The sequence below is a fragment of the Sorangium sp. So ce1014 genome (assembly GCF_051521505.1).
In the GTDB taxonomy this organism is placed as follows: Bacteria; Myxococcota_A; Polyangia; order Polyangiales; family Polyangiaceae; genus Sorangium.
On record NZ_CP150356.1, the window covers coordinates 1847208 to 1860420 of the forward strand.

Sequence of the window (13213 nt, forward strand, 5' to 3'; positions counted from 1 at the left end):
AGGCTCACAGGCCGAGCGCGCGGCGGATGTCGGCGGCGATCTCCTCGGGGGTGCCGCCGATGTCGACGCGGATCGCGTCCTCCGGCGGCTCCAGCGCGGCGAGCTGCGTCGTCAGGAGGCCGGGCGGCATGAAGTGCTCCGTCCGCGTCGCGAGGCGCGCGGCGATCAGCGCGGGATCGCCGGTCAGGTGCACGAGGCGCATCCGCGCGGGGTCGACGAGCAGCTGCGCGCGGTAGGCCGCCTTGAGCGCCGAGCAGGCGAGCACGGCGTCGCGCCCTTCGTCGAGGAGCCGGCGGATGCACGCCGAGAGCGCGGCGAGCCACGGCGCGCGATCGCGGTCGTCGAGCGGCTTGCCGGAGCGCATCTTCTCGACATTGGCGGCGGGGTGGAGGTCGTCGGCGTCGATGAACTCCCATCCGAGCTCGCGCGCGAGGCGCGCCCCGACCGTCGTCTTTCCGGCGCCGCTCACGCCCATCACGATCGCGATCACGGGCGCCGCGCCCCTCCGAGGGCTGTCTCTCGGGCTCTCCGCATGACGGGGTCGCATCCTATCATGCGCGGCTCCGTCCCGTGGCATCGCCTGCCGGCGCTCGCGCCCCGGTGGGCCGGCACGCCGCCTGCTGAGCCGGGCGCATGCGTAGGCCTCCGATCTCTGTGGTCCTGTTGCCCTTCTCCCTGATCTTCGCCGGTTGCGTCTCTGACGCCACCGGGCCGGCGCCGCAGCCCTCGCCGTCCGGTTGCAGCGATCCGGACACCGCGGGCTGCGTCGTCGCCTCGGACAAGCAGCGGATCCGCGAGCCCGACGTGCCGGAGGCCGATGCCAAGGAGCTCGCCTCCGGCAACACGGATTTTGCGCTCGAGCTCTACCGTCAGGTCGGCGCCGGGCCGGGCAACCTCTTCTATTCGCCGTACAGCGTGTCGAGCGCGCTGGCGATGACGTACGCCGGCGCCCGCGGAGAGACCGCGGAGCAGATGGCGCGCGCGCTGCGCTTCACCCTGCCGCAGGAGCGGCTTCATCCGGCGTTCAACGCGCTCGATCTGGCGCTCGCGAGCCGCGGCGACGGCGCCGAGGGGCAGGACGGCGAGGGGTTCCGGCTCAACGTGGCCAATGCGATCTGGGGGCAGGTCGGCTCCTCGTTCGCGCCGTCGTTCCTCGACGTGCTCGCGGAGAGCTACGGGGCCGGGCTGCACGTCGTCGACTTCGTCCAGGCGCCCGGGGAGGCGCGGAGGATCATCAACGGCTGGGTGGCCGAGCGCACCGAGGACCGGATCAAGGACATCCTGCCCGAAGGCGCCATCCAGCCCGGGACCCGGCTCGTGCTGACGAACGCCATCTATTTCAACGCAGCATGGCAGTTTCCGTTCGAGGAGGAGGAGACGGCCCCCGGCGATTTCACGCTGGCCGACGGCTCCACGGTCTCCGTGCCGATGATGACCGGCAACGCGCAGGTCCGTTATGGCGAGGGCGACGGCTACGAGGCGCTGGAGATGCCCTATGACGGCGGCGAGCTGTCGATGGTGCTCGTGCTCCCGTCGGAGCTCGGGGGCTTCGAGGCTGGGCTCGACCGGGAGCGGCTCGATGGCGTCCTTGCCTCGCTCGGGTCGCGGAGCGTCACGATGACGCTGCCGAGGTTCGAGATCGAGTCGACCCTCGATCTCGTCCCGCCGCTCACCGAGCTGGGGATGCCCATCGCCTTCTCCGACCTCGCGGATTTCTCGGGGATCAACGGGCAAGGCGGGCTCACCATCAGCGACGTGCTCCACAAGGCGTTCGTCACCGTGAACGAGGCGGGCACCGAGGCGGCGGCGGCGACGGCGGTGGTCATCGGCGAGACGTCGGCGCCCGAGCCCGCCACCCTCCATTTCGACCGTCCGTTCCTCTTCCTCATCCGGGACCACGCGAGCGGCGCGATCCTGTTCGTCGGCCGCGTGGTCAACCCGTCCGGTTGAATCGCCTCGAGGGCCTCGATGAGGCGCCCTTGTGACAGCGTGGCATTTTGTCGCGCGGCGCCGCCGGGGGTGAAGGGTCGCGCGAGCGCCTCGTCAGTAGACGCGGGGGATGAGCCGCGCAGAGGTCCGGCGCGCGTAGTCGTCGTATTCGGGGAAGGTGTCGCGCAGCACGCGCTCCTCGTACCCCATGCGGATGATCTGCAAGACCACCTCGACCGCGTAGATCAGGAGTGCGGCGGTGGACGGATAGAGCAAGATCAGCCCGGCGCCCTGGATCACCGTCGCGAGGTAGACCGGATGGCGTACCAGGCGGTACGGGCCGCCCGTGACGAGGCGGCGCGCCTCGGGCATGAGGCTGAACGACTTGCCCAGCCATCCGATGCTGGCCACGGCGAGCGCCAGACCCGCGACCATGAGGAGCGTACCCACGACCTGACGGCCGGGCGTCGGCGGGACCCTGGGCAGCCACGCCAGGCTCGCCGGCAGCAGGCCGGCGGCGAGCGCGGTGATGCGAGGCACGATGCCGCTCAGCTTGCGTACCGGGCGGAGGCGAACCAGCGTGAGCGCCGCGACGAGCAGCAGGTACGCTTCCGTGACGAGGAGCGCGGCCAGCGTCGTCCCGTACGTGAGCCCCGCAGGCTCGCGCCAGAGAAACAGGTGAACGTAGATATCCCGCCCGACGAACAGGGCATTATAGAGCATCAGGACAGCGAGCGGCAGCCGCATCGCGAGGTCGTAGAGCACCGCGCTATTCATTGTGTTCCCCCTTATGTTGAATGGTGAGAGGGGGTGCGGGTGCGGTCAAGCCATCAGGGCCTGGTGCCGTGTCGGATCCATCATCCATCCACCGCGGGCGCAGCGCGCCTCTCGGCGGGGAGCCGGGGACATACGGGTTCTCGCGCGGTCGCCGGGTTGGCGGGAAAAGGGCGGTTCAGCCGTATCGGAGCTTGAGGACGAACACGGTGCCCGAGAGGACGAACGTGATCGCGTTCGCGACGATGATCGGCATGTCGTCGGTGAGCAGGCCGTAAACGAGCCACAGGCCGACGCCGGTGACGAAGGCCGCGTACATCCCGACCGAGATCGAGCTCGTGTCGCGCGTGCGCAGCGTGCGCAGCACCTGCGGAAGAAAGGAGATCGTGGTGAGGGTCGCCGCGACGAGCCCGAGGGCGGTCACTACGTCTGGATTCATCTGGTGGTTCGTGTCCCTTCGGTTCGCCCCCGCTGCATACGGTAAGCTCGCGAGAAGGGAGAGACAGAGGTTTTGTCGACGTGCCGCCATCGCCCGAGGGGTGAGAGCTGCCCTCCCGACCGCGGACAGACAGGCGGGATCTCCTGTCCCTCTGCCGCGTTCGCTGCTTCCACGCGCTGGGCCGTGGCGGCGCTCTGTCGGGTCGCCCGTCTGGCCGCTCACAGCGCCTCGACCCTCCTCTCCACCACCTCGCGGATCTCTCGCTCGTCCAGCGCTGCGAACCCGAGCCGCAGGAAGGGGCGCTTCTTGCCGTCGAACGCGATCCGCCGCCCCCGCCGAGAACGCCACCGCCCGGGGGCGAGGATCTTGGACAGGGGTCCGCTCTCCGGGAAGCGGTGACCCAGACGACCTCCGAGGTTACGGGATCGTCGAACACCCAGCGCGCCACGCAGGATTCGAACCTGCGGCCTTCGGCTCCGGAGGCCGACGCTCTATCCAGCTGAGCTAGTGGCGCACTCTCGCGGGGTTCGCGAGGGCCCCGAACCTACCCGGGGCCGGGCTTCCGCGCAACCACTTCCAGCAATGTCGTGCACCGACGCTGCGCGACGGCGCTCCCGGCCGCTGCGCGAGGGCGTCGGCGTCGGCCAAAATTTGGCCACCGGCCCGTCTGTCCGGCATTCCCGGAGCATGGACGCCCGAAAGCGAAGCTCCGCGATCCCGGCCCCCGCGCGCGGTTTCTTCCCGCCCGCCCTGGCGGTCGCCGCCCTCGCCTTGCCGGTCCTGCCGGCCTGCAGCAGCGGGGAGAACGTCACGCCCGAGGGCATCATCAGCCTCTCCGCGGGCGCCGCCCAGACGTCCGCCGAGAACGACCCCGCCACCCTCCCGCGCGCCGACGGGCCCCGCATCGGGGCCGTGCAGATGGTCGCGCCCATCTACGAGAAGGCGGACCGCCGCTCCGCCAAGCTCGGTTACCTCCGCGCGGGCGGGACGGCGCCCCGCGGGGAAAAGCCCGTCTCGTTCGACGACTGCCAGGGCGGCTACTACCGCGTGCTGCCCGCCGGGTACATGTGCGCCGACAGCGACGCCACGATCGACATGCAGCACCCGATCCTCCGGGCGCTCACGCGGCGGCCCGACCTGTCCAAGCCGATGCCGTACCCGTACGCCTTCGTCAGGGCCATCGCGCCGAACTACTACCGGATGCCGGCGATGAAGGAGCAGCTCAAGTACGAGATGAGCCTCGAGCGGCACCTCCGCAGCTACAAGAAGCTCAAGAAGAAGTGGGACGAGGTCAAGATCGGCGCCAACGACGTGCCGCTCGACGCGCAGGGCAACGCGACCGGCGACCCGCCCGCCGAGGCGCCCGAGCTCGGCGACAGCGAGCTCTTCGGCGGCAACGGCAGCGACGAGATCCCCTGGTTCTTCAAGGGCGGGCGGCAGCTCCCGAACATCTCGTCGTTCAAGGTCCCGGGCTACGCGATCATCACCAACCGGATCGCGCGCAAGGGGGGGCTCGCCCTCATCGACACCTTCATGGGCGACGGCGGGCGGCGCTTCGCGCTGACCACCGACGCGCGGCTCGTGCCCACGTCGAAGCTCAAGCCTGCCCGCGGCTCCACGTTTCACGGCGTGGACATGACCAAGGGATGGGAGCTGCCCCTCGCGTTCGTGCACCGGCAGAAGGCGAAGCGCTACGACATCTCGGGCGGCCAGATGGAAAAGACGGGCGAGCTCCCCTGGCACACCGCCGTGCAGCTCACGGGGCGCTCGAGGAAGGTCGGCGGCGCGCGCCTCGTCGAGGCGAAGGACGGGACGTGGGTGCGCGACTCCGACGTCGCCATCGCGGTGAAGCCCTCGGAGCTGCCGTCGTTCGCGCAGGGGGACGTGAAGTGGATCGACATCTCGATCCTCAGCCAGACGCTCATCCTTTACGAGGGCAAGAGGCCCGTCTATGCGACCGCGGCGGCGACGGGCCGCGACGGGCTCGGCGACCCCAGGAAGACCTTCTCGACCGTGCGCGGGACGTTCCGGATCCGCGACAAGCACGTCACGACGACGATGGACGCGCACGAGGTCGACAACAAGTTCGAGCTCCGCGACGTGCCGTGGGTGCAGTACTTCGAGGCCGGCTACGCGATCCACGCGGCGCCGTGGCACGACGACTACGGCAATCCGCGCAGCCACGGGTGCATCAACCTGTCGCCGGTCGACGCGCGCCGGGTGTTCCTCTGGACCGATCCGCCGGTGCCCGACGGGTGGCACGGGGCCAGCGCGGGGCGGGCCACGGGGGAGGGGACCCTCGTCCATATCCATCCGTAGGTCCTGAGGGCCTGCGGTTGAGCTACCGGGTGGGGACGCGCGAGGTGCGCGGTCAGTCCTCGTCGGCCTCGACCTTGAAGCCGCTCTCCTTGATCACCTTCTCTTGCACCGCGGGCGGGCAGACCTCCAGGTGCTCGACGCTCATCGTGAAGGTGCCCTTGCCCTGGGTCATGCTCTTCAACTTCGACTCGTACTCGAGCACCTCGGCGAGCGGGACGAACGCGTTCACGATCGTCTGATCCTCGAACGCGTCCGTGCCGATGATCCTCCCGCGGCGGCTGTTGATGTCGCCGATGATGTCGCCCATCGCCGCGCTCGGCACCGTCACCGAGAGCCGCACGATGGGCTCGAGCAGCACCGGCGCGCACTGCGCGGCGGCGGCCTTGAACGCCTTGCTGCCCGCCATCTGGAAGGCCGCGTCCGAGGAGTCGACGTCGTGGTACTTGCCGTCGAAGAGCCGCACCTTGACGTCGACCATCGGGTAGCCGGCCAGGACGCCCTTCGACATCGACTTGACGATGCCCTTCTCGACCGAGGGGATGAACTGCCGCGGCACGGCGCCTCCCACGACCGCGTCCTCGAAGACGAAGCCGCCGCCGCGAGGCAGAGGCTCCATGTCGATGTAACAGACGCCGAACTGGCCATGGCCGCCGGTCTGCTTCTTGTGTTTGCCCTCGACGTTCGTGACCCTCCTCGAGATCGTCTCCTTGTAGGCGATGTGAGGCGGGCCGAGCCGGCAGTCGATCCCGACGCGCCGCCGGATGCGCTCCACCGTGATCTCCAGGTGCAGTGCGCCCAGGCCCGAGACGACGAGCTCGCGGGTCGACGCGTCCTGGTGCACGCTGAGCCCCGGGTCCTCCTCGGTCAGCCGGTGGAGCGCGTTGCCGACCTTGTCCTCGCCGCCCTTCGCGTCGAACCTCACGCCGCGCGAGAAGAGGGCCGGCGGCAGCTCCGGCGCGCTGAACAGGAACGCGTGCCTCTCGTCGCAGAGCGTGTGCCCGCTCAGCGTGGTCTTCAGCTTGTGCAGCGCGACGATGTCGCCGGCGCGCGCCTCCTCCATCTGCTTGTGATCCTTGCCGACGACGCTGTGGATCTTGCCGAGGCGCTCCGCGCTGCCCGTGTTCGCGTTGAGCAGCGCGGCGTCGGGCCGGAGCACGCCGGAGAGCACGCGCGCGAACGAGGTGCGGCCGGCGTGCGGATCGATCGACGTCTTGAAGACGAACGCCGCCGCCGGCGCGTCCGCCGACGGCGGCCGCTCGACGGCCTGCGGCGCGGCGCCCGGCTTGCCGCTCGGGACGACGCCGGTCCACGCCGGGTGCTCGGCCGGCGGGGGCACGAGCTCGACGATGCCGTCGAGCAGCGCGGCGGCGCCGCTCGGGCGGACCCCGGAGGCGAAGTAGACAGGGACCAGCGCCCCCCGGCGAACCGCGGCGCGGAGCCCCTGATCGAGCTCCTGCTGCGTGAGGTCGCCCTCGGTCAGGTACCGCTCGGTGAGCTCGTCGTCGCTGCCGGCGACGTCGTCGACGAGCTTGGCCCGGGCCTTCTCGACGGCCCCCGCGGCGTCGGCCGGCACGGGAGAGCCCGCGGCAGCGGCGGGCGCCTCGGGCTTGTCGAGCCAGGCCTTCTTCGTCCGGGTCGCGACGACCCCCCGGTACTGGACCCCTTCGCCGATGCGCTCCTCCATCACCGCGAGCGGCGCCTTGAGGCGCGCGCGGACCTCGGCGAGCACCTCGTCAGGCCGCGCGTTCTCGGCGTCGACCTTCGTGACGACGATCATGCACGGCAGCTTCGCCTCCTTCACCCAGCCGAAGACGCGCTCGGTGATCGGCTGCACGCCGTCCTTGCCGCTCACGACGACGATGGCCGCGTCGACCGCCGCGAGGGCGAGCCGCGTCTCGGCGAGGAAGCTCCCCTCTCCCGGCGTGTCGACGAGGTTGATCTTCTTCCCGCCCCAGGAGAGGTGCGCGACGCTCGCCTCGAACGAGCAAACGTGCTCTTTTTCCTCGGCGGTGTCGTCGAGGACACTCGACTTGTCGTCCACCTTGCCGAGCTTGGCCGTCGCCTTGGCGACGTACAGCATGGCCTCGGCGAGCGATGTCTTCCCAGCCCCCTTGTGTCCGATGATTGCAACGTTCCTGATGTCCCCTGCCTCAGTCGTTGTCATTCCTCGTTCGTATCAACCCCCATCGGGATCGAGAAGGCCGGCACGCGATTTTTGCGGTGCTTTCCTCGACGCAGGAGGACAGCGAAGACGGGCACCGAGTCGCTCACCCGAGCTCTGCCGCGACGCGCCGCGGCGTGCTCGATCGAACAGCGCTTGTCCGGCGCTGCCTGAGCGGAAGGCGCGCCCGGGCTCCCGGAGCGCGACATGAGCACTCTCCGCCTCGCAATCCAGATGGTGCTCGGCATCGCGCTGCCGCTCGCGCTGCAGCGGTGGGATCGACGGCGGCTCACGCCCGAGCAGCGCGCTGCTTGCTGGAACGGAGCGACCTGGGGCGCGGCGCTCTACGCGTTCGGCCCGCTGTCCATGCTCGGGTGGTGCTGGGTCACGCGCGGCGTCCAGCACGGGCGGCTGGACGCCCGCGGGCCGCGGCGCTGGCGCGCGCTGAAGGCGCTCGGGCTCGGCGCGGCGTGCGCCGCGGCGCTCGTCCTGGTCCTGAGCGGCGTCGACACCCTGGTTGCGCTCGCGCTGGGGCTCCCGCCGTGAGCCGCGTGGACGGCTGAGGGGCGGCGCGGCGGGCAGGACGCGCGTGGCATGGACGGCGCATCGCTGGGCTGCATGGCTGGGAATGTCTGGATGGCGAAGCACGGTGGAGCGGCTGCATCGGCTGCAGCGATGGATGGATGCGGGCCGGCCGGCCGGCCAGCTGGCCGGCCAGCCGACGACGCACAGAACGGACATCCCTCTGTCGTCGTGGTCGGTAGACGACACGTCATGGACGCCTTGCTGCACTCTGGATCTGCTATTCAGAGGGCAGGTTCTGACGCTGTTCGCGGAGCTCGCGGACCCCACCGAGGCAGTGCGTTGACGTCGCTGAAGCCCAGAGGAGAGGATCGCGCGGCCGCACAGGAGCGGACCGACGCCGAGCGTGTGTCGCGGACGGCCGAGGCGGGTCCGGGGCAGCAGGAGGTCGTCGCCGGCAGGTACGCGGTGGAGACGCGGATCGGCGCCGGCGGGGTGGGCATCGTCCAGCTCGCGACCGATCGCGCGTCAGGCCGGCGCGTCGCGCTCAAGCGCGTCGATCCGGCGCTCGCCGAGAACAGGCATGCCGTCGAGCGGCTGCTCCGGGGCGCGCGCGCCGCGCGCTCGCTCTCGGGCAGGTACGTCGCGCGGATCCTCGACGTCGGTGTCGAGGACGGCGTGCCGTTCGTCGCCAGCGAGTACCTGGAGGGGTCCGACTTCTCGAGCTACCTGCAGCGCCGCGGGCCGTTGCGGGTCAGGGAGGCGGTGAAGTACCTCCTGCAGATCTGCGAGGCCGTCGCCGAGGCGCACGGCATCGGGATCCTCCACCGCGACCTCAAGCCCGAGAACCTGTTCCTCAGCTTCGGCGACGGCGCGCCCAGCGTGAAGGTGCTCGACTTCGGCGTGTCGGCCGTGGCGTGTGGCGTCGAGAGCGAGGGCCCGAACGCCGTCTCGGGCGCCATGCGGACGTCGCTGCTCTACATGGCGCCGGAGCAGATGCGGTCGGCGGGCGGCATCGACGAGCGCGCCGACCTCTGGTCGATCGGCGCTGTGGCCTACGCGCTCCTCTGCGGGGCGAGCCCGTTCGAGGGGCGGACCGAGATCGAGATCTGCAACAAGGTCCTGCACGAGCCGCCCGCGCCCTTCCCGCCGCAGTTCGAGCCCGTCGAGCTCAAGGAGCTGCTGCTGCGCTGCCTCGACAAGGACCCGGAGGCGCGCCCCCCGGACGTCGCGAAGCTCGCGTTCGCGCTCGCGCGCTTCGGTGGCGAGGGCGCGGAGGACGCGGCCGAGCGCGTGTGGGAGGCGCTCCGGGCGGACGAGACGCTCCGCATGGCGACGCCGGCCCCCGCGCCCGTCGAGGACGAATGGGAGCCCGACACGCTGGCCGATCTGCCGAGGATGTCGCCCGACGACCTCCTGGGCGACCTCGAGACGACGGCCAAGTGGGACGCGCCCGGCGGCGGCCGTCAGTCCGACGTCACGCTTGTGTCGCACGCGGGCGCGTCGTGGGACGGCGGCGAGCAGCTGCGGGCGAGCCGCACGCCGCCCCCGCGGGTCGTGATGGTGAGCCCGCCGGCGCGCCCCTCGGACCCGCAGGCGGACGCGACAGGGCATCGCTCGGCAGGTGAGACGCCCATTCCGCTGGGCCGCCATTTCGCGCATCGCGTCAGCACCGATCCGGCGCCGCGCGTCACACCGGCGGAGGCGCGCGCGCCGGCCGAGACGGAGCGGCTCACGCTGGTGCGCCGCGGGCCATCGCCGTGGCCGCGCCGGCTCGCGATCGGGCTCGCGGTGTTCGGGATGCTCGCGGGGCTCGGCGGCGTGTGGCTTGTGCAGACGGGCACGCTCGACGCCGGCGGGAGCGCCCTGCCTGCATCGAAGGGGGTGGCGAAGCGCGCGGTCCAGGCGGCGCGCTCCTCCGCCGTGGCGAGGCGACCGGATGTTGTCGTGCCTGCCGCGCCCGATCTCGCGCCCGAGCCCCCGCCGGCCGAGCCGGACGCCGCGAGCGCTGCGGGCCCGGCCAGCGAAGCGCCGCGGGTCGCGCCGCCGGGGGGGCTCCGGTACCAGCCGCAGCGCCCCGAGGTGATCTACGACGAGGTCGAGCGCGAGCGGCAGCGGCTCGAGAAGAGCGAGCGCGAGCGGCGGTGGCGCGAGGGGACCGAGCGCGCGCGGCAGCAGCGCGACGCGATCGGGCGCGCGCCGCAGCCGGCGGAGGAGGGGGCGCGCGCGCCGCAGCCGCCCGAGCAGGGCGATGGCGCGCAGCGGCTCCAGGGCACCGACGGCGGGTGACGTCCGCAATACCGCGAGCCGCCTGCCTGGTATAAGGCGTCCCGTGCCAGCGATGAGTCGAGAAGTATGCGCGCTCGCCGGCGCCGCGGGCGCCGCGCTCGCCGTGTCGGCGGCGGCTGTCTGCTGTCCTTCGCGGCCCGCGAGCGCCGCATCGCGGGTCGCGCCGGAGGCACCCCGGATCGCGGTGGAGGCGCCGTGGGCGCCGCGGATCGCAACGGAGCCGCCGCGGATCTCGCCGGAGCGCCTGCCACATGGCGCGACGGGGTGGGCCGAGTCGGGCTGGGGCGGCGTGCGCGGCGTGACGATCGGGCCGATCGAGAACCTCCGGCACCCGGGCCGCGGCTACGGCACTGCGGCGAGCGGGCGGGCGATGGACGAGGCGGCGGCGATGGGCGCGACCTGGGTCAGCCTGACGCCGTTCGGCCGCGTGTGGGACGGCAAGGGCACCGGCGTCGATCTCGTCTTCGAGGCGCCGTTCGAGGAGAACCGGCGCAACGTGCTCGCGGCGATCGCGCAGGCGCACGCGCGCGGGCTCAAGGTGCTGCTCGTCCCGCACCTCTGGGTCGAGAGCGGCGAGTGGCGGGCGCTGATCGATCCGGGGGACGACGCCGGCTGGGCGCGCTGGGCCGAGTCGTACCGCCGGTTCCTGCTCACGTGGGCCGCGGTCGCGCGCGAGGGCGGCGCCGAGATGCTCAGCGTGGGCGTCGAGCTCCGGAGCTGGGTGACGACGCCGCGGGCGGCGAGCTTCCTGCCGATCATCGAGGCGGTGCGCCGGGTGTACCCGGGGCTGCTCACCTACTCGGCGAACTGGGACGACGTCGAGCACACGCTGATCTTCGACGCGCTGGACCTCATCGGCATCAACGCCTTCTACCCGCTGGCCGAGCGCGAGGGCGCGTCGTTCGAGGAGCTCCTGCGCGGCGGGCGCAAGGTGGCGGCCGGGGTGGACGCGGTGGCGCGCGCGTGGGGCAAGCCGGTCCTGCTCACCGAGATCGGCTACACAACGCGGCGCGATCCCGCCGTGCGCCCCTGGGAGTGGCCCGACCGCATGAAGGACGTGGTCGTCGATCAGCGCTCGCAGGCCGAGGCCTATGCCGCGGTGATGGCGCCGTTCCTTGACGCGCGCACCTGCGCCGGCTTCTTCGTCTGGCGCCTCTACGCCGACCCGGACGACGTCTCGCAGGAGGCCGAGTGGGGCTTCTCGCCGAGGGGCAAGCTGGCGGAGCTCGTGCTGCGCGACGCCTTCACCGCCCGCTGGGCCGCCGACGGCCCCTGGCTGCCCGGCGAGGTGCTCGGCAGGCACCGCGCGCGCACGCCTGGCGTCCTCGGCTGGGAGCTCGACCCGGACGAGCTCTAGGACGGCAGGCGCAGGGTGAACGTCGAGCCCTCGCCGGCGGCGCTCGTCACCTCGATGCGCCCGCCGTGCGCCTCGGCGATGCGGCGCGCGGCCCACAGGCCGAGGCCGACGCCCGGGGCCACGCGGCTCGACGACGGCGCGCGCCAGTAGCGCTCGAACAGCCGCCGCTGGTCCTCGGCCGCGATGCCGACGCCCTGGTCGGCGACCGCGATCGCGACCTCGGCGCCCTCGCGCGCGACGGCGACCTGCACGGCGCCGCCCTCCGGCGAGTACTTGATGGCGTTCGCGACAAGGTTGTTGAGCACCTGCTCGATCCTGGTCGGGTCGCAGCGGAGCGGGACGGGCTCCTCGGGCAGCGAGAGCTGGAGCTCGTGCGCGATCGCCGTCGGCCGGTAGAGCTCCACGACCTCGCGGGCGAGCTCGCATGCGTCGCGGGTCTCGTGGTGCAGCTCGATCTCGCCGCCCTCGAGCCGCGCGGCATCCATGAGGTCCGTGAGCATGCGATCGCAGCGCGCGGCCTCCTTCCCGATGCGGGCGAGCATCGGCCTGAGCCGCTCCTCGGGCGGCAGGGGCCGATCCGGCCGGAGGCGGTCGACGGTGAGCTTCAGCGCGGCGAGCGGGTTGCGCAGGTCGTGCGCGACGCTCGCGAGGATGCCGAGCTGCTTCCGGCGCTGCTCGGCCAGCGCGGCGGCCATCTCGTTGAACGCGACGGCGATCTCGCGCAGCTCGTCGAGCCCGCCCTGCGGCGCGCGGGCGTCGACCGCGCCGGCCCCGTAGCGATCGATCGCGGCGCGGATCGCGAGGAGAGGGCGATAGGCACGCCTGCTCAGCTGCCAGAGCGCGAGCAGGACGCCGGCGAGCAGCATCGCGACGGCCCCGAGGCTCACGGCCTCCGAGAGCCTGTTCATCTCGTCGACGCGCTCCCGGGCGATCCGCGCCTCGCGGAGCTTCGCGGCGAGCAGTTGATCGAGCGCGGTGAAGGCGCGATCGTGCACCTGCTCGGGGAGCCCAGCCTCCGGCCCGGCGACCGGGAGCGCCGTCCCGTCCGCCTGCGCGCGCGCGGCGAGGTAGTGCTTGATCTCGCGCTCGGTCGCCTTGAATGCGTCGACGTTGTCCGCGGTGACAGGGTTCATGCGGAGGTCATCGAGCCACCGCTCCACCTCGCGCCCGGCGGCGTCGCGCGCGCGGGCGTGCTCGGGGAGCTGGGTCAGCGCGACGCGGGCGCTCTCGCGCTCGTAAGAGAGGAGGTCGACCTCCAGCTCCATGATGGACCGCACCTCTCGAACCAGGTTGAAGAGGCACGCGACCTCGCGGTCGAGGTACGCGGTGCTGAGCGTGAGGCCGCTCGCCGTCAGCAGCGCGAGGGCGGCGAGCCATGCGGTGCTCGCGGCCGCGAGCGTCTTCAGCTTCATCGTTGTTCCCC

Annotated in this window: 10 protein-coding genes and 1 tRNA gene; 5 read left to right on the forward strand and 6 right to left on the reverse strand. The window is 72.1% G+C overall.

Annotation, left to right across the window (positions count from 1 at the left end; all coding sequences use genetic code 11):
- Window positions 1–4 precede the first annotated feature (4 nt).
- Window positions 5–490 carry a gluconokinase gene (locus tag WME75_RS07035; RefSeq protein WP_437487515.1) on the reverse strand — a complete coding sequence of 162 codons (486 nt, stop codon included), beginning with the start codon at window positions 488–490 and terminating at the stop codon, window positions 5–7.
- 164 nt (window positions 491–654) lie between these two features.
- Between WME75_RS07035 and WME75_RS07040 the strand changes: the two genes are divergently transcribed.
- Window positions 655–1950 carry a serpin family protein gene (locus WME75_RS07040; RefSeq protein WP_437487518.1) on the forward strand — a complete coding sequence of 432 codons (1296 nt, stop codon included), beginning with the start codon at window positions 655–657 and terminating at the stop codon, window positions 1948–1950.
- Between the two features lie 93 nt (window positions 1951–2043).
- Here WME75_RS07040 and WME75_RS07045 read toward each other — a convergent pair whose 3' ends face one another.
- From WME75_RS07045 to WME75_RS07055, 3 genes are all read right to left on the reverse strand, one after another.
- On the reverse strand, window positions 2044–2706 hold the full coding sequence (locus WME75_RS07045; RefSeq protein ID WP_437487521.1) for a methyltransferase family protein: 663 nt from the start codon (window positions 2704–2706) through the stop codon (window positions 2044–2046).
- A gap of 175 nt (window positions 2707–2881) precedes the next feature.
- A complete protein-coding gene (locus tag WME75_RS07050; protein ID WP_437487524.1) occupies window positions 2882–3142 on the reverse strand; it encodes a SemiSWEET transporter in 261 nt (86 codons plus the stop codon).
- A 440-nt stretch (window positions 3143–3582) separates the two neighbouring features.
- A tRNA-Arg gene (locus tag WME75_RS07055) sits at window positions 3583–3656 on the reverse strand.
- A gap of 173 nt (window positions 3657–3829) precedes the next feature.
- On the opposite strand from WME75_RS07055, the gene WME75_RS07060 reads away from it, so the two are divergent.
- Entirely contained in the window at window positions 3830–5461 is a 1632-nt protein-coding gene (locus WME75_RS07060) for a L,D-transpeptidase (RefSeq protein ID WP_437487527.1), read from the forward strand.
- 52 nt (window positions 5462–5513) lie between these two features.
- Here the strand turns inward: WME75_RS07060 and fusA are convergent, their stop codons facing one another.
- A complete protein-coding gene (fusA, locus tag WME75_RS07065) occupies window positions 5514–7625 on the reverse strand; it encodes an elongation factor G (RefSeq protein ID WP_437487528.1) in 2112 nt (703 codons plus the stop codon).
- Between the two features lie 204 nt (window positions 7626–7829).
- On the opposite strand from fusA, the gene WME75_RS07070 reads away from it, so the two are divergent.
- From WME75_RS07070 to WME75_RS07080, 3 genes are all read left to right on the forward strand, one after another.
- Complete coding sequence (locus WME75_RS07070; protein WP_437487531.1) at window positions 7830–8168, forward strand: transcriptional regulator; 339 nt, start codon at window positions 7830–7832, stop codon at window positions 8166–8168.
- A gap of 318 nt (window positions 8169–8486) precedes the next feature.
- The gene (locus WME75_RS07075; protein ID WP_437487534.1) at window positions 8487–10433 is read left to right on the forward strand and encodes a protein kinase domain-containing protein; all 1947 of its coding nucleotides are present in this window, start codon (window positions 8487–8489) and stop codon (window positions 10431–10433) included.
- Between the two features lie 52 nt (window positions 10434–10485).
- Entirely contained in the window at window positions 10486–11790 is a 1305-nt protein-coding gene (locus WME75_RS07080; protein ID WP_437487537.1) for a glycoside hydrolase family 113, read from the forward strand.
- Here the strand turns inward: WME75_RS07080 and WME75_RS07085 are convergent.
- Window positions 11787–13202: an ATP-binding protein gene (locus WME75_RS07085; RefSeq protein WP_437487540.1), complete on the reverse strand. Its 1416-nt coding sequence runs from the start codon at window positions 13200–13202 to the stop codon at window positions 11787–11789. The genes WME75_RS07080 and WME75_RS07085 overlap by 4 nt on opposite strands.
- Between the last annotated feature and the right edge of the window lie 11 nt (window positions 13203–13213).